This window comes from Candidatus Colwellia aromaticivorans (genome assembly GCF_003333305.1).
Classification (GTDB): Bacteria; Pseudomonadota; Gammaproteobacteria; order Enterobacterales; family Alteromonadaceae; genus Colwellia; species Colwellia aromaticivorans.
In genome coordinates this window covers 1-19,400 of record NZ_QOLD01000034.1, presented here as the reverse complement: position 1 = coordinate 19,400, position 19,400 = coordinate 1, and the positions used below count along the sequence as shown (strand labels likewise).

The following is a 19,400-nucleotide window of genomic DNA, read 5'->3' as shown; positions in this document are numbered from 1 at the left end:
TTCATGGGATATTCTCCAATCTAAGATGAGGCGACATGCCTCAAAACTTAGTGTAGGAAAAAGTGAATGTGTTATAGGGGGAGACGGTGCTTGCCAAGGTCACCATTACCGCGGAGCGGTTTAGTTCTTTGATACGAAACCGGACGTTAGCCTAGGCTTACCTAGCGACAAAAGCTCCGACTTTGCAGACCTTAGCATTGATGGTTACTTTACCAATCCTAAATCAATGTATCGGTCGTTTTTTATTTACAAATGAACTGTTTTTATATGGCTATATTCGCGTTAATTAGTGGTAGCCTCCATTATTGAAACACTACCCACATACGTCTATGATAAATAATATAAAATAAACCTATGCTGACGTTTGACAATTGAATGTCAATCATTATTATCTAAGGAAGATTGTCGTTGGATGAAAAGACTCACTGACGGCACAGTAGCGATAACCTGAAATTCATGTAAGCATGATGTTTTTCCTAAATCGGTCGCTAACGGCTAGTTGTTGGTAAGAATAGATCGTTTAAAGTAACTACTATCGGGTTCAACTCGTTGAAATGTTCGTTTTGAGTAACGCCTTCAGTCGTCACTATAATGAATCTAGTGCTGTGTTTATGTCCGGTTTGTTCATTAAAAACGACCTTTTTATTTATTAGTTCTTTTTTGTAGCTTTCCGTAATAGTAAAAATTCCGTCATAATATTTACACTCAATAATTTCAATATTTCGGCTACGCCCTTCGTGACTCAGTAATAAATCTATTTGCGCACCTTTTTCTTGCTTGTTCTTTGCCCTGTATGACCAATAGTGGCTTGATGTAGGAATTCCACTTATTCCAATAGATGCCTTTATTTGCTCTACATGAGAATGACATAACTTTTCAAATGTATATCCTGACCATACTGCATACTCTTGAGAATTAGATGATTGATTCCAGTTTTCAGATTTATTTTTACCTGTCATCCAACGGTTATGAAAATAAGAGAAGAAGTCTGTAGCTACATAAATATTTTCTCGGTTAACATGACCGAGTTTCGTATATTCAGCGACAAAACCTGAACCTATAAGCTCTTCCAGAGTTTTAGTTATGTGTCCGTTAGACACTTTGAGTTTCTCTGCCAACTCTGACTTAGTAAGTCCACTCCACCTGCTGGTTAAGGTGGTCATTATTTTATAATGATGTTCAGGATGCCTAAATAACGATTGATATAGCTCCTCATATTCACCCTTCAGTAATGCGTGCTTAGAAAAACATATATCTTGAATTGCTTGTTGAGGAGTGTGATGTTTATTAAGTTCTATTAAGTATTTCGCTACACCACCTAAAGCCATGTAAATATTAGCGAAAGCCTTGTTATTATAGTGAGTAAACCCTTTAGCTTCTAAAAAACGTTTTGTGTCGTATAAATCAAATTGCTCCATTGGCAGCTTGCGCGTTAACCTATTATGCAAAGGTCCTTTATTTTTAACGACTTTTTTAAGCATATACGATGCAGCAGAGCCACATACGACTAATGATACTCCTGAACGCCTTGATGCGCATTTATTCCAAAAATCACCTATTTCAGCCAATAGTCCAGATCTTTGAGTATCCATCCAAGGCAATTCATCTATAAATATAACCAGTGCTTCATTGTGTGGAAAATCATTAAGGCATTCTTTTAATATCTCAAAAGTGTCAAACCAATCTTCGGCTTTTCTTCCCTTAAACTTTGGATTGAAACGGGCTATTTCCGCTAAGAAAGCTTTGATCTGAATATTCCTTGGCTGTTCAAATCGACCAGTAAATTCAATGTATTTTATTTTCTCTTTTTCGCAAAAGTATAGAATGGTTTCTGTTTTACCTATTCTACGCCTTCCAAATAGAGCAATGAATGCAGAATTAGTGCTATTAATTTGTTCTTTTAGCGCTTCAAGTTCTGGCTCCCTACCTATAAAGTTCGTAGTCATTTTAGCCTTTCTGTGTTTGAGATTGCGAAATATCTATATAAAAACATAATGTATTTCGCAATCCTACAGGATCAATGAACCACAAATCAAGTTAAGAGTGCAAAATAAGCATAAAAAATTAGTAGTTATTTCGCATTCTCACTGAGTTTTTTTTATATAGATTACAAAAACAAACTTGATTCGAAGTTTGTCTGTGCGCATATGAATTGTTCAAAAACGGATTAGGTAAGGTGCTGATTTAGAAAGAGCTTTAGTTATAGCTAGGTCATCAATTTATCGACATTTTTAATGCAGGAGTGAGGGCTTTATCTTCTTGTAGTTGAGTTCGGTTCTCTCAACGACTTCGTGGATATTGATGTTATTTAAGTTCATTAAGATGAATCGTGTAGATAAGGTTAAAAAAAATGATTTTTTATTGAAATCGTTGAATTTTTTTCTAAAGTTATTATTGTTGGTAACAACATAAGGAGCCGGATGCTTTTTTAGGACACTTCAGGGATAAAGTAGCGCAACGAGGATGTTGCATTAAGGATAAATAAAACAGGGAATGTTATTCATGGACGATCTCTCCCTGCTTTACTTTTTAACTTCTTTTTCTAGACCACCTGAATAATTACCAATCAATAATGTATTACTTAACCTGAGTTACTTATTATCTTTCTCAATAATATCAAATGCAGGTAGTGACACTCGCCAATAAATGGCCGCTAACCTTAGTAATAAAGCACCTAAAATAGCCGTTATGGTAGCTTCATTCTCTGACCAACCCAGCAAATGAAAAAATACAAATAGACCACCACCAAGTATGGCAGCTAATGCATATATTTCTTTTTGTAAAATCATCGGAATAACATTACATAACACATCACGAATCATACCGCCTGCGACGCCTGTAATTGTCCCCATTACAATAGCAACAGGTAACGGCGATCCTAGTGCTAATGATTTTTGTGTGCCTAATACTGCAAATAACGCTAAACCTAGTGCATCAGCAATCAGTAGAAAGCGTTTAGGAATAAGCTTTGGCTGGCGAATCAGTATGATGGTGAGTAAAGCGGTGGTTAAAATAACATAAAGATAAATTGGTTGAACAACCCAAAAAACTGGCGTTTGTAAAATTACATCACGGATAGTGCCACCACCTATAGCAGTAACAGAGGCAAGCACTACAACGCCAAAGGGATCAAGTTTATAACGCCCAGCCATTAATGCCCCTGATAGGGAAAATACCATAATGCCAAAGAGATCTAGCCAGTATAAAAGATCATTCATTGTTATAAAATCACTTGTTAGTGAGCCTGTTTACCCGTAACAATAGGTAACTTTGCTTCAAGCCAACCATTCATATCACCGGTTAAATGCCGTAAATTTTTAAAACCATTTTCAGTTAAAGTATTTGCAGCAATACCTGCGCGATAACCTGAGCGACAGTAAACTACCACAGTACTGTCTTTATATTGTGACAATTGAATCAGTTTTTGTTCAATCGTGTTATGGCTAACATTAATGGCATCAACAAGATGGCCGTTCTCATACTCTTGGGCAGAGCGCACATCTAACACCACTATATTATGGTTAGGTGCTTTGAGTGCCGTTAATAATTCCTGTTGTGATATTTGTGGTGTTTCACCAGCAAATACCACGGTGGAAAATAGACAAACGGCTAGAATGACAAGTTTTTTAATTATAAGCATAATTGATTTCCCAAAGAGTGATTAAAGCCTTTATTTACGATGTTATTTTACAATACATTGCTATTTTATACTAAGTATATACCCGTTCCACTTGAAGGTGCATGAGCATCTTCAAGTGGAACGGGTATATGGCGCTACAAATAGTTTGTTTAACTTATATATTAGCAAAAACCAACTCCAAGCTAAAAGCGATAAAACTAATGAAAAATAAGCTAATGTAAATAATGCCTTTAATTTTATTACTCGCATGAATAATATCGGTAACTTGTGGCTGCCTAGCTAAATCATTGAAACTTACTTTACGAAGCTTCTGCTTGCCTTGGTGTTGATCATTATACAAAGCAACACCGCCCAGTTTAATTTCTAAATTCAAGGCTAATAATAATAAGGCAATATTATTATCTAGTTGGAAAAAGTGTTGTTTACTCAGACGCCAAAAAAGTACGAAATTTTTTCCTATGCTGGTAAAAAGTAATAATAAAGAGAAAACTCTTACCGGCAACCATTGCAGCAAACTAATCAAGCGTTTGCTATACAGGCCAAAATAATTATAGCTGACGAGTTTTGTATTCCAACAATAGTGCATTTCTAGTAACAATCGGTAGCTTATGGCAGCTAAAGGTCCACCAATAAGAAAGATAATTGCAACCGCATAACCTTGTTGTAAGGTCCGTAATAATTGCATCTCAATACTGCTTTTACTTAGCCCTAAGCTTGATAAAGGTTCAGTTTCTCTGAGCACCCAAGGTTTGAGGGTTTGTTTAGCAAAATAATTTTGTTTAGAAACCAAAGCTTGAGCAATAATTTTATTTATGTGTGCTAAGCCAAATGAGCCCATCGCGATATAAAGTAACAAGGCTTGCCATAAAATATTAACTTCAATGAAGGATTCGAATAAATATAGAATGATAGCAATAGGTAACAAGGTAACTAGTACAGAGCTTAATCCAGCAATAGTTTGTTGCTGCGGGCTATTTTGTGGCTTGTTAACTTTGTCACTTAATCTTTGGCAATAAAATTGGAAAAATCGTAATGGCTCATGACGAATAAAGTGGCTGATTGTCGCCTTACAACCTAGCACTACTAATAGTATTAATAATTGGTAGCTAAAAGAAGATAGTGTGATGAAATCAGCCATTATGTTACCCGTTAATCACTAAACTAATTAAGTGTTTTGCCTTTTAGGGCGCTGAGCATATTGATCACTAACTGAGATGAATTAACTGACGCTGTTTCTAAGTATTCATCAAATGAAGTTGGCGATTCTATACCTGCAATATCTGATAAAGAGCGAACGATAACAAAGGGGACGTTAAATTGGTGGCAGGTATGAGCAATAGCAGCACCTTCCATTTCTACTGCTGCCATCGTTGGAAAGTTGGCGCGAGCTTTGGCTATGTCATCTTCTTTAGTCATGAAGGTATCACCAGTGGTAATTAGGCCAAGCATAGCGTTGATGTTATTTAATTTCTTAATACCGACTTGTGCAGCGTTCACTAAGGTAGGGTGAGGTATAAATGCTGCGGGGTTTGCTGGTAATTGACCAATTTCGTAGCCAAAAGCAGTCACATCTACATCGTGATACCTTACTTCTGAACTGACTACTATATCGCCTACTTTTAGTGATGGATCGAAGCCACCAGCTGAGCCAGTGTTCACTACAAAATCGGGTTGAAATTTATCTATAAGTATTGCCGTTGCTAGCGCGGAAGCCACCTTGCCAATACCTGATTGTACAATCACTACATCGCTGTTATCAATTTGTCCTTGATAAAAGTTATAACCGGCGTGAGTAATGGTTTTACAGTTTGAAAGTTTTGCTTTTAAAATGGCCACTTCGGGTTCCATGGCGCCAATAATACCTGCTTTCATTTTGTTTTCTTCTTTATTTTGTACTTAAATATGAAAGAATTATAACCTGACTTGAGTTAAAAATCTTTAGAAGTCTTATTTGGAAAAAATAAAAACCAGCAAGTTTGCTGGTTTTTGTTTTGATGTGTTAACTGGTAGATACGCGTTCTTCCTGAAGCGAGCATCTGCAAGTGGTTCGGGTGTCACTAATGAGGTAATGCTGCTAACGATTGAGCCGATAATTGCGGTGTTAATTGGGCTTGTGCTGCTGCAGGAGTTAAAGCGCCAGAAGTTCTTTTGCGAGCTTTAACCATAGGTGCAGGAATTACTTTTCCCTTCACTTTAGGTAAAGGTGAGCGGTTACCCAACAAGCGAGAATTAATACAAGTGCGGATTTCATCTAGTGTATAATTGGCTTTCACCTTAATACGAAGATGTGGAATTGAAGCCGCTTCAAGTGCGCCACTAACAAACCAGTCTTTTTTGATTTTGTAACCTTTACCTTGAGTATCAACTAAATCAATAGTACCACGTAATTTCATGGTGTTACGATCACAAATAACAAAATCTAGATATTTCCCTTCAGCATTATTGACAGCACTTTGGCTTGCTCTATCAGAAACACCATTACGAATGGTCACAATATCTGCCAATTTTACTCGGTTAATAACTCGATACTCAGCGCCCATAGCCTGCTCAACTAAATTTTGGAAATTCTTTTCTGCAGGAGTGAATACTGACTTTTTACTATCAAAAGGGAAAGGAAAACTGTTGTCATTTAAACGACTTGCTAAAACACCAACAATAACAATTAGACTGACTAAGGCAAATAATATAAGTTCCATATACATCTCCGGTTGTTCAAATTTTTGACGCTTTACTCTTTACATAGAGTAAAGTGCCTTACTTAACTGTAGTTAAGCAAAATTTGTGCCGAAGAAAGGTGGTTATGAGTTTTTAGATGAGAATAAATTACTGCTTGATGAAAACGTAAGTTTAAGGGCAAACTTTACGTTTAAAATAGCAGCAAGGCATTACATCATTCACTATTCACATATTATTTCTTTGGGTATTTTTCTTTTAATGCCGCATATAGTTGTTGTTGAAAATCATCAGCACTGGCGTCTAAGCTATTCACTAAATTGGCTAATACTTCATTGTCTTCTTCGCCATGCCAAATTTTAATGTAACTACCATCTTTGTAGCCATGATCTTGACGGAAAAAGTTTAAGGTGTTTTTGCCAACATACTGGCGGAACAACTCATTTAAATCCATGTTCATTAATGACATACAGTCTGCTAACGCTTTAGCATCAAAGGCTTTATTGGTAACTGCAGCTGAAGCTAAATTTTCTAAGGCTATTTTAAAATCATTTTCAGCGGTGCCTTGATGTAATTCTTTTGCCAACTTTGTTGAAATACTGTCAACAGAATCGCCAGTCATTAAGCGTAAACTTAAACCAAAGTGGAATATATCAACTAATTCTAGCTGTACTTGAGGTATGTCAATTTCTTGATGCTTCCACCATTTCCAACCATGATGATCAAGCATTTCAGCACATTCTACCCAAATGGCGCGATACCACTCATAACCATTATCACGCCATGTTTCGCTTACACGGCTGTTCATGGCATCTTGCATGGTTAGCATTTGATTGATTTGCTGCTGGGCAACAGATAAGGCTGTAGATAGTTGTTCGCTCATTTTATTCTCTGATAGTTGAATCTAGACTGCGTTATTTTGCCTAAGCTAAGAGCGAGTGACAAGTAAAAAACACTCAGCTTTGGCTAAATAACTTTTTTCTGACCATTGCACGATAATCTTTTGGCGTTAATGCCAAGCTTTGTTTGAATAAGCGCGTTAAATGCCCTTGATCATGATAACCCACATGATAGGCAATTTCTTGAATAGACAAATTACTTGAAGCAAGTAAATCTTTTGCCGTTTCAATGCGTAATTGCTGCCAGTATTGGGTTGCACGCATGCCTGTTGCGATCTTAAATCGACGAGTAAATGAACGTTGACTTAAATTAAATTGCTGTGCTATTTCAGCCAAACTAAGCTCGCTGTTTAAGTTAGTACGCAGCCAAAATTGAATTTGTGCAACTAATTCATCAGCGTGTCTATCGACCGCACCCTCAAGATAACGCTGCTCTTCATAAGGTTTCCGTATCTCATGAGAAAAATTACGCTCTACGTTCTGCGCTGCCGCTCGCCCATAGGTTTGACTGATAATATGAACAATAATATCAGCTAAGGCATTTAAGCTAGCGGCGCAGTATATGCGTTCAGATTGTGTGATGAAAAAATCTGGTTTTAACGCTACTTTAGGGTAATCACGCTGAAACTGTTCAACATAATGCCAATGCGTCGTGGCACTATGATTATCAAGCAAGCCTGATTCAGCCAAAAAGCAAACGCCAGTACCCACACCAAGTAGGGTTGCTCCATGTTTCCAGCAGTAATGAAGCCAAGCAATAAGTTTTTTGTGCTTTTGTAATACCGGTCTGGGGTTACGCCATAAACTAGGTACTAAAATAATATCTGGCACCTCTATGTGTTCTATGAAATGTTCGTTTAACACGATGTCAGGAGAAAATGTTAAGCCGGCACGTGAAGTAACGGCGTTACTTTCTTGGCTTACTAACTGGGTTTTTAGCCTTACTGCTGATTTATCATAGCGGCGAGCAAACGCTTCACCGGCTAATAGCATCTCTAGTGGCAAGGTTAAGCCTGTTGCTAATACATGTTGGTATATAACTAAACTTACCCGCAATTGGTTCTCTTTGACGACAGGCATAAGGAAATGATTCTTATTTTGGCTTTGTTTGGCCATTATGGCATATCTTATGGCTATTTTTGCTTATTATTTTATCGCGCTTAGCTTTACACTACACATATTAGATTTATCATTCAATTTTGCGAGATTAGGTTTTTTTATGACTTCATCATTACCGGTAATTATTGGCATGGGTGGCATTAATGCCGCTGGCCGTACTTCGTTTCATCAAGGTTTTCGTCGTATTATTATTGATAAAATAACTGCCGAGGCGCGCCAAGAAACTTTTGTTGGTTTGGCTAGTTTAATGAAATTGGTGTCTTATAAAAATGGTCAATTGGTCGATCAACAAGGTGATGAAATTCTTGCGAGTGATATTGAAGCAAAGTTTGGTCAGCAAATTCTTGATGGTACTTTAATCAGAAAAATAGAAAAAAATCATTTTGATCCCGATGCCACACACTGGTATCAAAAAATGCATGTTAGACCTGTTGATAAAACTATCTGCTTTGAATTACGTGCTAAAGAGTTGCCACATCCATTACCCCATGCATGGCAAGTTACTGACTTAGGTGATGGCAAAGTAAACGTTGAAATTCCAGAGGAGTTGACCATTTCTCATGACGCATACCGTGATAACCCTATTAAAGCTGCAGGACAAATGCCAACCGGTTTTGAACCTGGCGCTCTGTATAACAGCCGTCATCAGCCACGCGGTTTACAAGCCACTATTTTTGCTGCTACTGATGCTATTCGTTCAATCGGAATTGAATGGGATGCTATTATAGATAAAATCAGCCCTGACCAAGTAGGCACATACTCTGCGTCTATCGCAGGGCAAATGCAGGCAGAAGGCTTCGGTGGTTTATTGAAAAGTCGCTTAGCGGGTTCTCGTGTAAGTACAAAACAATTTGCACTCGGATTAAACACCATGTCTACGGATTTTATTAACGCTTATGTTACCGGAAATATTGGTACGACAGTGACTTCTTCGGGGGCTTGTGCCACTTTCTTATATAATTTGCGCTCAGCTGTGCAAGACATGCAAGCAGGTAGAGTTCGCGTTGCTATTGTTGGTAGCGCTGAAGCGCCGATTACCTCCGAAGTTATTGAAGGCTTTGGTAATATGAGTGCGTTAGCAAATGAAAAGGGTTTAAAAAAATTAGATAATACTGATAACGTTGATCACCGCCGAACTAGTCGCCCGTTTGGTGAAAACTGTGGTTTCACCATCGGAGAGGCTGCACAGTTTGTCGTGTTAATGGATGATGCCCTGGTTATTGAAATGGGTGCGAAAGTGATGGCTTCAGTCGCAGATGTTTTCGTTAATGCAGATGGTTATAAAAAATCTATAACTGCTCCAGGTCCGGGTAATTATATTACCATGGCAAAATCGGTGGCATTAGTGCAAAGTGTTTTGGGTAAAGAATCACTACAACAACGCAGTTTTATTTTGGCTCATGGCTCAAGTACACCGCAAAACCGTGTAACAGAATCATTAATTTATGATCGTATAGCCGCTAGTTTTGATATTGATAATTGGCCTATTTCTGCACCAAAAGCTTTTGTTGGTCATACGCTAGGTCCTGCTAGTGGCGATCAAATGGCAATGGCATTAGGTATTTTCAGCGACAAAATTATGCCTGGCATTACCACGATAGATAAAATTGCTGATGATGTGCACAGTGATCGTTTGAATATCGCTACCGAACATTGGCATTGTGGTGATATGGATGTTGCTTTTATTAACTCGAAAGGCTTTGGCGGTAACAACGCTACCGCAGCCGTGTTCTCACCTGAAGTGACTTTAGCTATGATGACCAAGCGTTATAGCGAACAAGCGATGACAGAATATCAACAGAAACTAACACTTGTTGAGCAAGCACAAGACGTTTATCGCCAACGAGCTAACCAAGGTGAGTTTGATGTTATCTATAAATTTGGTGAAGGATTACTGGATGAAGATTCGATTGAAATTAATAATGATAGCTTAACTTTCGCTGAATTTAAGCATGCGATTAGCCTACCTACAGAAAACCCATTTTCTGATATGGTGTAATACCAATCTCACTAACTATGTGATCATTTCTACTTGTTAAAACGACCAACTACTTCGTTATTTATTTAATAATTAACGCTGCATGGATGCAGCTTATTAGACAATGCAGGAGCATATTGTCCTGAACAACTAGTTATTGAAATAAACGCCTTGTATTTGACCGTTTTTCCTACGTATAAAATAGATCACCTAATTAATGAAACTGGTATAAGGCTGTGAACAAGTAAAATAGCGGCATTTTGAATATCCCTATTTACATCACAAAATATACAGCAAAGTAAAAAACCAGCATAAGCTGGCTTTTTTATTTTATATACCCGCTCCACTCGAAGATGCTTCCCCAAGGGGTTGGTTTAGAAACGCTTTATGCTGCGTTATTGATTTTGAGAAGGACGCTACATGGATGTAGGTACTTAGGTTCAGTCGGGAACTATGAACCTGTGCCTAAAGGCGTTTCAAATTCAAGCATGAATCATGCATATTCGAGTGGAACGGGTATTTATCGTGTGTTTTTATTATTGAGCTATTTTTACTCGAATTCTGTTATTTGCAACTCTTGTCTCATGTAAGGTGGAAATTGCAGATTTCGCTTCTCTTTCATTAGGCATTTCAACAAAGGCAAAACCTTTTGATTTACCTGTTTTTTGATCTAAAACTAAGTCACATTCAGTGACAGAGCCATGAGTAGAGAACAAAGTACGGATTTCTTGTTCGGTTGTTGAACGCGAAAGGTTACGAACTAAAAGTTTCATAATGAGCCATGTAGTGTGTTATTGCGGCCTGAATTGTCTCATATATTTGAAATAGACCAAATGATTTTATGCATTTAAGCTAAATAATGCATGTTAGCGAAATAACTTTGTGTCAGTGCACAATAAACTGTTTACTTATTAGCCTCATAACTATATAGTAACGCCGTTATCTACTCTCCTCTCGTTTATTTAACTAATTATCCTTTGCGATAATCCATGTTTTGCCTTCCCTTTCACAGTTAGTCATCACTCAAATTACAAATGCGTTCCAACGCAAATTAAAAGAGTTATATTATGTCTTATACCTATAACGGTATGATTTATTCAATTAAATCACCTGTAAGTTCCATTTCAGTTAACAAACACAATATTGTTGTTACTGATCAAGATGGTTCTAAGTTAATCAAATTTACTAACGCAAACGATTCAAAAAGTTTTTTAGCTTGGGTTTATCAAGTTTAGTTAGCAAGTTCAAAAAAACGTTAGTTAATAACTAACCTATAGCCAAATCACTTCAAAATGCAGACTTGCAACTTGAAGTGGCTTGGATATAAATAATGTTCTTAGTTGCCACTCCCCCCATTGTTGTATCCATTTCACTCTCTACCTTAATAACACTATCAGCAACTCTATTTTGCTTTAATTGTTCGTCTTGAACATATGAGTAAAGTTCAGAATAGGTATGACCTAATCACTAGAAAATAAATAAATAACTGTACAGAAAAACAGTGTTTGCGTTATGCTTGAGTTTACTCGTTAATAACTATTCAAGTGTGGTACACCGTTGAAGTTATATATTGCTGAAAAACCCAGTTTAGGTCGCGCCATTGCAGCAGCATTGTCGCATAATTTAGCAAAGCCACATAAAAACCATAAAACTCATATTGAACTTGCCAACGGTGATGTGGTTAGTTGGTGTGTTGGGCATATTTTAGCGCAAGCGGATCCCGAGGACTACGATGATGCGCTAAAAAAATGGAGTATGGAAACATTGCCGATAGTTCCACAGCAATGGCAATTAAAACCGATTGCTCGCACCCGAGCACAATTAACCGTATTGAGGAAGTTGGTCAAACAAGCCGATGAAATTATACATGCTGGTGATCCTGATCGTGAAGGGCAATTACTGGTTGATGAAGTAATTGAGTATTTAAAGGTATCAAAAACTAAAAAAAGTAATATTAAGCGTTTATTGATCAGTGACTTGAATTTACCTGCAGTTAAACGATCCTTAATGACTTTGAAAAATAATAGTGAATTTGTACCGCTTTCTATTTCCGCCTTGGCGCGATCGAGAGCTGATTGGCTTTATGGTATCAATTTAACGCGTGCTTATACATTACAAGGACAAAAACAGGGCTTTAATAGTGTTTTATCCGTTGGCCGAGTGCAAACGCCGCTGTTAGGTTTAGTGGTGAGACGTGAACAAGAAATCAATGAATTTGTCAGTAAACCTTTTTATCAAGTACTCGCTCACCTTAGTGTTAATAAAGTGCCAGATCATGATGATAAGACCTTTACCGTTAAATGGCAGCCCAGTGACGCTTGTCAGCAATATTGTGATGACGAAGGACGAGTTCTAGTTAAAGCATTAGCGATGAATGTTGTTACTAGAATTACTAATCAGGACGCTATTGTTGAAAGTATCAACACTGAGGATAAGCAACAAGCACAGCCTTTGCCGTTTAATTTGTCAAGTTTACAAATAGCAGCGGCTAAGCAATTTTCTATGAATGCCAAACTCGTTTTAGATGTTTGCCAAGCACTTTATGAAAAGCATAAACTGATCACCTATCCGCGTTCAGATTGTCGTTATTTACCGAAAGAGCAGTTAAAGCAAGCGCCGGCTATTATTGACTTATTATCGCAAACTAATTTACCTTGCGCTCAACAAGCAAAAAATGCTGATAAAAACATTAAGAGTAAGGCGTGGAATGATAAAAAGATCACGGCTCATCATGCCATTGTGCCTACTGAAAAATCACCCAATAATAGTCAGTTAAATCCTTTTGAAAAAAACATTTATTTGTTAATTGTGCGGCAATATTTGGTACAGTTTTATCCTGTTTATCTTTATCAACAAACGACACTGACAGTAAGAATAGCCAAAGGGCTTTTTAATACTAATGCCAAAATGGAGCGGCAATTAGGTTGGAGAATACTGTTTCCCATTAAAAAAGAACAAAAGGATAAAAAAGAGCAAAATGAATCTCAAGAGAACGCTTTACCTAGGTTAGCGCAAGGGCAGGTATTACATTGTCAGCAAGGTGAATTAGTAGAAAAACATACGTCACCACCGGAATCTTTTACTGATGCAACGTTGTTAAGTGCCATGACAGGTATTGCACGTTTTGTTTGTGACCCCAGTATTAAAAAAGTACTAAGAGATACTGATGGCTTAGGTACTGATGCTACGCGTGCCGGTATCATTGATTTGCTTTTTAAACGAAACTTTTTACAGCGCAACGGTAAAAAAATAGTAGCAACTGAAATTGGTATAGCGTTAGTAAATGCGTTACCTACAATGGCGACACTGCCAGATATGACCGCGCAATGGGAAGCGGTGCTAACAGCTATAAGTGAGAAAAAAGCGAGTTATCTCAACTTTATGCAGCCTTTAATTAATACTGTGACGGAAATGGTGACAGGTGCAAGCCAGCAATCTTTTACTGGATTACCTAAAGTGGCTTTTAAACCCAAGCGAGGGAAAAGAAAATTTAATAAGAAAACACCTCGTGCAACTAAAACAGCAAATGGATAATGATGGCCAACTATTTCACCGTTAGCGATAGCTGGCAGAAAACTGAGTATCATTACCTATGGAATTAGTGTCTATGGAATTAGTGCCCATGGAACTAGTGCACAAGCACTGACCAATTGTTATAGTAAACGCTCGGGTAGAAATTGATAAAATCACGTTTAGTTAAAGAGTAATGTAATGATAATACTGCAAAATGCTATGGAAAAAAGCCAACTTTACAAAGTGGATGAGTTTGGCATTAAAAATTATAATTATGGAATATTAGGCTTCTTTTCTTTAGCCATTTTTTCGCTCATTAATATTTCATTAGGTTATGTGACTTTTTTAGCCGAAATAGGCGCGGTTAACTCTCCGGTGCAAAATTATGCTGATGCGCTTTGGTTGATGTTAATGTCATCTACTACCATCGGCTTTGGTGATGTTTACCCAATAACGTTTATTGGTAGAGCTGCTGTTTTTATCATGTTTATTTTAGGTGTAGGGATATTAGGTGGGGTAGGTGCGGTATTTGCCAATAAAATATTTGGGTTTGCTGATACTAATATTAAAAACAGGGAATTAAGAAAGCAAAATGAAGAGATTATAGCTCAAAATGTTAAAATTCATCGACAGCTCGCAAAGCTTGAAGAAAAGTTAGAGTCATTTTCTCCCCAAAAGTAATTTCAACATACTGATTTAACTTAATATATAAAAACTGGTGGTTTACAGGCGTGTTTGTAGACTTTTCCAGCAGAGCTGTCTATTCTTATCTCATTATTATAATGTAATTATTCAGGTGGTCTAGAAAAAGAAGTTAAAAAGTAAAGCAGGGAGAGCTCGTCCATGAATAATATTCCCTGTTTTATTTATCCTTAATGCAACATCCTCGTTGCGCTACTTTATCCCTAAAGTGTCCTAAAAAAGCATCCGGCTCCTTTTGTTGTTACCAACAATAATAACTTTAGAACAAAATTCAACGATTTCAATAAAAACCATTTTTTAACCTTATCTACACGATTCATCTTAATGAACTTAAATAACATCAATATCCACGAAGTCGTTGAGAAAACCAAAACTCAACTACAAGAATATAAAACCCTGACGCCCGCATTAAAAATGTCGATAGAGCTGATATTGATGGTTGTTGTGTTACTCGCTAATAAACTTGGCCTCAATAGTCAAAACAGCAGTATTCCCCCTTCACAAGATGTTAATCGCAAAAAATAAAACAAAGAAAAATCAGATAAGAAGCCAGGTGGGCAACAAGGTAGAGCAGGCTAAACCCTTATCCAAACAGACACTCCTGATACAGTCAACGTTATTTTTGTTGACCGAAAGGGTCTACCTCAAGGTAAATATCGTGATGTAGGGGTCATTAAACGACAGGTTGTTAATATAGACATCAGTAAAGTGGTGACAGAGTACCAAGCACAGATTTTAGAAAATGCTCAAGGAAAACGGTTTGTGGGCAAATTCCCTGAGGGGATAAATAGCCCTATTCAATATGGTGCAAGTATTAAAGCGCATGCAGTGTATTTATCGCAATATCAATTATTGCCCTACAAACGTATTGAAGAATACTTCGCAGACCAGTTAAATATCCCCCTTAGTGCTGGTAGTTTGTTCAATTTCAATCAGTAAGCGGCAGATTTAGTCACATCATCTGGTGCAGAAGCTCAAATTAAGCAGGCTCTACAAAATTCGCCAGTATATAAAACGGTATCAGGCAATACTCGCAGAAGGTGATGTAGAATGCCCTCCACCAGATAAAAAAGCCGAAAAAAAGGCCAGCGAGGCCGGTTAAAAAGAACAAAATCTAGAGCACTACTCGAAAGATTGAGAGAATATCAAGAGGATGTTCTTCGCTTTATGGTGGATGAAAGTGTGCCGTTTACCAACAATCAAGGTGAAAATGATATTCGTATGACGAAAATACATCAAAAGATATCAGGGTGTTTTAGAAATATGAACGGCGCTCAAATGTTTTATTTACTAAGAAATTATATTTCAAGCTGTAGGAAACAACAAGTAACCGCCAGTCATGCACTGAAATTATTGTTTGAAAGCAATTACCTGATATTTTTAAAACCTGTGATGGCGAATAGTTACGATCACTTTAAATAAATCGAAATATGTTCGACAATATATAAAAATCAAAATAAAAGCTAGTAATATAGTCGTATGCAAAAAAACAACGAAGGCAACAAGTGACTGATAAGTAATTACTATAACGCTTGTGAATTTTAAAAATAAATATGATGATTAACCGCAGATAACATAAAGTGTCGACAATACTGTATAATTAAGACGAATTGTCAATCCTAGATACTTAAAAACTTTATCCTAAATTTGGCTCTAAATTAACCGAGTCATCCCTAAAGTGATCAGTGTCTCCAATAAGAAGGTGAATATCGTGCTTCAAGAATATCGTAACCACGTAGCAGAACGTGCAGCTGAAGGTCTTGTACCTAAAGCTTTAGATGCTGAACAAACAGCAGCATTAGTAGAATTAGTTAAAAACCCACCAACTGGTGAAGATTCATTTTTAATTGATTTATTGACAAATCGTGTACCCGCTGGTGTTGATGATGCCGCTTATATTAAAGCAGGATTTTTAGCCGCAGTTACTAAAGGTGAAGCCACTTCACCTATCTTAAGCCCTGAAAAAGCCACACAATTATTAGGCACCATGTTAGGTGGTTATAACATTCAGCCGATGATTGACCTTTTAGAGTGTGACAAGTTATCAGCTACAGCCGCTAAAGGTTTATCAAATACCTTATTAATGTTTGATGCCTTCCATGACGTACAAGAAAAAGCTGAAGCGGGCAATGTTGCTGCTAAGCAAGTAATGCAGTCTTGGGCTGACGCACAATGGTTCATATCAAGAGAAAAAGTAGCGACAAAAATTACGGTTAAAGTATTTAAAGTTACCGGTGAAACAAACACTGATGATTTATCACCAGCACCTGATGCTTGGTCTCGTCCTGATATTCCTCTGCACGCTAAAGCAATGCTTAAAATTGCCCGTGAAGGTATCAACCCTGAAGAAGATGGTCATATTGGTCCAATCAAACAAATTGAACAGATGCAAGAAGATGGTATTCCATTAGCATACGTTGGTGATGTTGTTGGTACGGGTTCTTCTCGTAAGTCAGCAACTAACTCTGTTTTATGGTTTATGGGTGATGATATCCCTTGTATCCCTAACAAACGTGGTGGTGGTGTATGTTTAGGCGGTAAAATCGCTCCTATCTTCTATAACACTATGGAAGATTCAGGCGCATTACCAATTGAATTAGACGTTCAAAAAATGAACATGGGTGATGTTATCGACATTTATCCATATGAAGGTGTTGTTAAAAATGCTGCTGGTGATGTAATTTCAGAATTTACACTTAGCCCAGTATTATTCGATGAAGTTCGTGCTGGTGGTCGTATTCCTCTTATCATTGGCCGTGGTTTAACAGGTCGTGCACGTGAAGCATTAGGCTTAGAAGCTGTAGATTTATTTGCAACGCCAGTTGCCCCTTCAGCATCTTCTAAAGGTTTTACTTTAGCCCAAAAAATGGTTGGTAAAGCTTGTAATGTTGATGGCGTTCGCGCTGGTCAATATTGTGAACCTAAAATGACAACTGTAGGCTCGCAAGATACTACTGGGCCTATGACACGTGATGAGTTGAAAGATTTAGCTTGTTTAGGTTTCTCTGCTGATTTAACGATGCAGTCTTTCTGTCATACCTCAGCTTACCCTAAGCCTGTTGATGTTATTACGCATCACACATTACCTGATTTCATGATGAATCGTGGTGGTGTTTCGCTTCGTCCAGGTGATGGTGTTATTCATTCGTGGTTAAACCGTATGTTATTACCAGATACTGTCGGTACTGGTGGTGATTCTCATACACGTTTCCCATTAGGTATTTCTTTCCCTGCAGGCTCTGGTTTAATTGCTTTTGCTGCAGCAACGGGTGTTATGCCACTTGATATGCCTGAATCAGTATTGGTTCGCTTTAAAGGTGAAATGCAACCCGGTATCACATTACGTGATCTAGTTCATGCTATCCCTTATTACGGTATCAAAAACGGTTTATTAACGGTTGAAAAAGCCGGTAAAGTTAACGAATTTTCTGGTCGTGTACTAGAAATTGAAGGCCTTAAAGGTTTATCAGTTGAGCAAGCATTTGAATTATCTGATGCATCAGCTGAACGTTCAGCTGCGGGTTGTTCAATCAAACTTGAAGAAGATGCGGTTGCTGAATACTTAACGTCTAACATTGTTATGCTTAAGTGGATGATTGCTGAAGGTTACGGTGATGTACGTACTATTACGCGTCGTATTAAAGGCATGGAAGAATGGTTAGCTAATCCTTCATTAATGTCTGCTGACAGTGATGCTGAATACGCTCACGTTATTGAAATTGATTTAGCTGATATCAAAGAGCCTATCGTTTGTTGTCCTAACGATCCTGATGATGCGAAATTATTATCAGATGTTTGTGGTGTTGAAATTGATGAAGTATTTATCGGTTCATGTATGACTAACATTGGTCATTTCCGTGCTGCAGGTAAATTGATTGAGACTTTCCATGCAGAGGGTGGCGGTTCATTACCAACACGTATGTGGGTTACACCACCAACTAAAATGGATAGTGCCCAACTTAAAGATGAAGGTTACTTCAATATCTTTGGTAAAGCTGGCGCTCGTGTAGAAACGCCTGGTTGTTCACTGTGTATGGGTAACCAAGCACGTGTTGGTGATAATACTACGGTATTATCAACTTCAACGCGTAACTTCCCTAACCGCTTAGGTACTGGCGCAAACGTTTACTTAACGTCTGCAGAACTTGCTGGTGTTGGTGCTATTTTGGGCAAACTTCCATCTCCTGCGGAGTATATGGAATATGCGTCTCAAATTGATGCGACTGCTGCTGATACTTATCGTTACTTGAACTTTGATAAGATGGAAAGTTATACAGAGAAAGCTGATAAAGTTATCCTTCAAGTTGAAGCTTAATTTATTGCTAGCGCTTAGCTAACAAATAAATTGATCTAAAAACGCCACCTTGTTAACGCAAGGTGGCGTTTTTTGTTTGCCCAGCGAAGCTGGCAAACCCGATAGGCTGAAAGAAGCCTTATCACCCCGACTAAGGGGAAGATAATCTGAATGGCAAGGGCGTCACTGGCTAACGGTGGGGTCTGAAGGAAGCCATAAGAAGTTAGAGGTACACAACTAACCGTAACCTGCTTCGGCGGTATTGGTGGGTAAGCGTCCAAAATAGCGCGAAGCCCAATACTTAGTCAGACCAATGCTGTGTTTGAGGGTGGAATTTCTAACAGGGAACTAGTGCAGTAACTGGGGAAGCCTGGCATTGTATCCAATCAAAATGATTTGATCAAAAATGGTTGGACGTATTATTCAAGAGGTGACTCAAGAGTATTACGAGTGTGAGGTGGCAGATGAACCCGTAGTAGTGAGTAAGGCTAGGCCGATGAAAGCCAGTAATGGTGTGGAGGATAAAACCAAGCCGACTGTCAACACTGTGTTTGACAGAGTCAATTTAAGCCACAAGCTTTC

Annotated in this window: 16 protein-coding genes and 1 pseudogene; 8 read left to right on the top strand and 9 right to left on the bottom strand. The window is 37.9% G+C overall.

From position 1 onward, the window contains the following. Window positions 1-488: 488 nt before the first annotated feature. From DWA31_RS05495 to DWA31_RS05460, 8 genes are all read right to left on the bottom strand, one after another. A complete protein-coding gene (locus tag DWA31_RS05495; protein ID WP_114325642.1) occupies window positions 489-1,946 on the bottom strand; it encodes an AAA family ATPase in 1,458 nt (485 codons plus the stop codon). A 645-nt stretch (window positions 1,947-2,591) separates the two neighbouring features. After that, window positions 2,592-3,218, bottom strand: a complete 627-nt coding sequence (locus tag DWA31_RS05490) for a trimeric intracellular cation channel family protein (RefSeq protein ID WP_114325641.1) — start codon at window positions 3,216-3,218, stop codon at window positions 2,592-2,594. A gap of 17 nt (window positions 3,219-3,235) precedes the next feature. Further along, on the bottom strand, window positions 3,236-3,640 hold the full coding sequence (locus tag DWA31_RS05485) for a rhodanese-like domain-containing protein (RefSeq protein ID WP_114325640.1): 405 nt from the start codon (window positions 3,638-3,640) through the stop codon (window positions 3,236-3,238). A gap of 154 nt (window positions 3,641-3,794) precedes the next feature. Next, window positions 3,795-4,778, bottom strand: a complete 984-nt coding sequence (locus DWA31_RS05480; RefSeq protein ID WP_114325639.1) for a cobalamin biosynthesis protein — start codon at window positions 4,776-4,778, stop codon at window positions 3,795-3,797. Window positions 4,779-4,801: 23 nt separating this feature from the next. Beyond that, entirely contained in the window at window positions 4,802-5,512 is a 711-nt protein-coding gene (mtnN, locus tag DWA31_RS05475) for a 5'-methylthioadenosine/S-adenosylhomocysteine nucleosidase (RefSeq protein WP_114325638.1), read from the bottom strand. A gap of 185 nt (window positions 5,513-5,697) precedes the next feature. Then, on the bottom strand, window positions 5,698-6,336 hold the full coding sequence (locus DWA31_RS05470; protein ID WP_114325637.1) for a DUF2726 domain-containing protein: 639 nt from the start codon (window positions 6,334-6,336) through the stop codon (window positions 5,698-5,700). 212 nt (window positions 6,337-6,548) lie between these two features. Then, window positions 6,549-7,196, bottom strand: a complete 648-nt coding sequence (locus tag DWA31_RS05465) for a dUTP diphosphatase (protein WP_114325636.1) — start codon at window positions 7,194-7,196, stop codon at window positions 6,549-6,551. Window positions 7,197-7,269: 73 nt separating this feature from the next. Then, the gene (locus DWA31_RS05460) at window positions 7,270-8,328 is read right to left on the bottom strand and encodes a GlxA family transcriptional regulator (RefSeq protein WP_245942500.1); all 1,059 of its coding nucleotides are present in this window, start codon (window positions 8,326-8,328) and stop codon (window positions 7,270-7,272) included. Between the two features lie 103 nt (window positions 8,329-8,431). Here DWA31_RS05460 and DWA31_RS05455 point away from each other — a divergent pair, with 103 nt between their 5' ends. Continuing rightward, window positions 8,432-10,330, top strand: coding sequence for a beta-ketoacyl synthase (locus DWA31_RS05455; protein WP_114325644.1), 1,899 nt, complete (start codon window positions 8,432-8,434; stop codon window positions 10,328-10,330). Window positions 10,331-10,845: 515 nt separating this feature from the next. Here DWA31_RS05455 and DWA31_RS05450 read toward each other — a convergent pair. After that, window positions 10,846-11,082: an RNA recognition motif domain-containing protein gene (locus tag DWA31_RS05450; RefSeq protein ID WP_114325635.1), complete on the bottom strand. Its 237-nt coding sequence runs from the start codon at window positions 11,080-11,082 to the stop codon at window positions 10,846-10,848. A gap of 294 nt (window positions 11,083-11,376) precedes the next feature. Between DWA31_RS05450 and DWA31_RS17030 the strand changes: the two genes are divergently transcribed. The 7 genes and pseudogenes from DWA31_RS17030 (at window position 11,377) to acnB (ending at window position 18,839) form a co-directional block, all read left to right on the top strand. Further along, a complete protein-coding gene (locus DWA31_RS17030) occupies window positions 11,377-11,544 on the top strand; it encodes an IS110 family transposase (RefSeq protein WP_136037977.1) in 168 nt (55 codons plus the stop codon). A gap of 322 nt (window positions 11,545-11,866) precedes the next feature. Next, complete coding sequence (locus tag DWA31_RS05445; protein WP_114325634.1) at window positions 11,867-13,843, top strand: DNA topoisomerase III; 1,977 nt, start codon at window positions 11,867-11,869, stop codon at window positions 13,841-13,843. A gap of 177 nt (window positions 13,844-14,020) precedes the next feature. Then, on the top strand, window positions 14,021-14,503 hold the full coding sequence (locus DWA31_RS05440; RefSeq protein ID WP_245942499.1) for a potassium channel family protein: 483 nt from the start codon (window positions 14,021-14,023) through the stop codon (window positions 14,501-14,503). Between the two features lie 345 nt (window positions 14,504-14,848). Beyond that, a complete protein-coding gene (locus DWA31_RS17300) occupies window positions 14,849-15,049 on the top strand; it encodes a hypothetical protein (RefSeq protein WP_210725555.1) in 201 nt (66 codons plus the stop codon). Window positions 15,050-15,286: 237 nt separating this feature from the next. Next, the gene (locus DWA31_RS17295) at window positions 15,287-15,463 is read left to right on the top strand and encodes a transposase (RefSeq protein WP_210725554.1); all 177 of its coding nucleotides are present in this window, start codon (window positions 15,287-15,289) and stop codon (window positions 15,461-15,463) included. Window positions 15,464-15,536: 73 nt separating this feature from the next. Then, window positions 15,537-15,946: pseudogene (locus tag DWA31_RS17290) on the top strand (IS66 family transposase); the annotation flags it as partial. Between the two features lie 289 nt (window positions 15,947-16,235). Then, window positions 16,236-18,839 carry a bifunctional aconitate hydratase 2/2-methylisocitrate dehydratase gene (acnB, locus tag DWA31_RS05430; protein ID WP_114325633.1) on the top strand — a complete coding sequence of 868 codons (2,604 nt, stop codon included), beginning with the start codon at window positions 16,236-16,238 and terminating at the stop codon, window positions 18,837-18,839. The last annotated feature ends 561 nt before the right edge of the window (window positions 18,840-19,400 follow it).

Coding starts and splice junctions, on each gene's coding strand:
- DWA31_RS05480 (WP_114325639.1), bottom strand. CDS start 4,778: ATGGCTGATTTCATCACACTATCTTCTTTTAGCTACCAATTATTAATA.
- DWA31_RS05485 (WP_114325640.1), bottom strand. CDS start 3,640: ATGCTTATAATTAAAAAACTTGTCATTCTAGCCGTTTGTCTATTTTCC.
- DWA31_RS17030 (WP_136037977.1), top strand. CDS start 11,377: ATGTCTTATACCTATAACGGTATGATTTATTCAATTAAATCACCTGTA.
- mtnN (WP_114325638.1), bottom strand. CDS start 5,512: ATGAAAGCAGGTATTATTGGCGCCATGGAACCCGAAGTGGCCATTTTA.
- DWA31_RS05495 (WP_114325642.1), bottom strand. CDS start 1,946: ATGACTACGAACTTTATAGGTAGGGAGCCAGAACTTGAAGCGCTAAAA.
- DWA31_RS05450 (WP_114325635.1), bottom strand. CDS start 11,082: ATGAAACTTTTAGTTCGTAACCTTTCGCGTTCAACAACCGAACAAGAA.
- DWA31_RS05440 (WP_245942499.1), top strand. CDS start 14,021: ATGATAATACTGCAAAATGCTATGGAAAAAAGCCAACTTTACAAAGTG.
- DWA31_RS05470 (WP_114325637.1), bottom strand. CDS start 6,336: ATGGAACTTATATTATTTGCCTTAGTCAGTCTAATTGTTATTGTTGGT.
- DWA31_RS05455 (WP_114325644.1), top strand. CDS start 8,432: ATGACTTCATCATTACCGGTAATTATTGGCATGGGTGGCATTAATGCC.
- DWA31_RS05460 (WP_245942500.1), bottom strand. CDS start 8,328: ATGGCCAAACAAAGCCAAAATAAGAATCATTTCCTTATGCCTGTCGTC.
- DWA31_RS05490 (WP_114325641.1), bottom strand. CDS start 3,218: ATGAATGATCTTTTATACTGGCTAGATCTCTTTGGCATTATGGTATTT.
- DWA31_RS17300 (WP_210725555.1), top strand. CDS start 14,849: ATGAACTTAAATAACATCAATATCCACGAAGTCGTTGAGAAAACCAAA.
- DWA31_RS05465 (WP_114325636.1), bottom strand. CDS start 7,196: ATGAGCGAACAACTATCTACAGCCTTATCTGTTGCCCAGCAGCAAATC.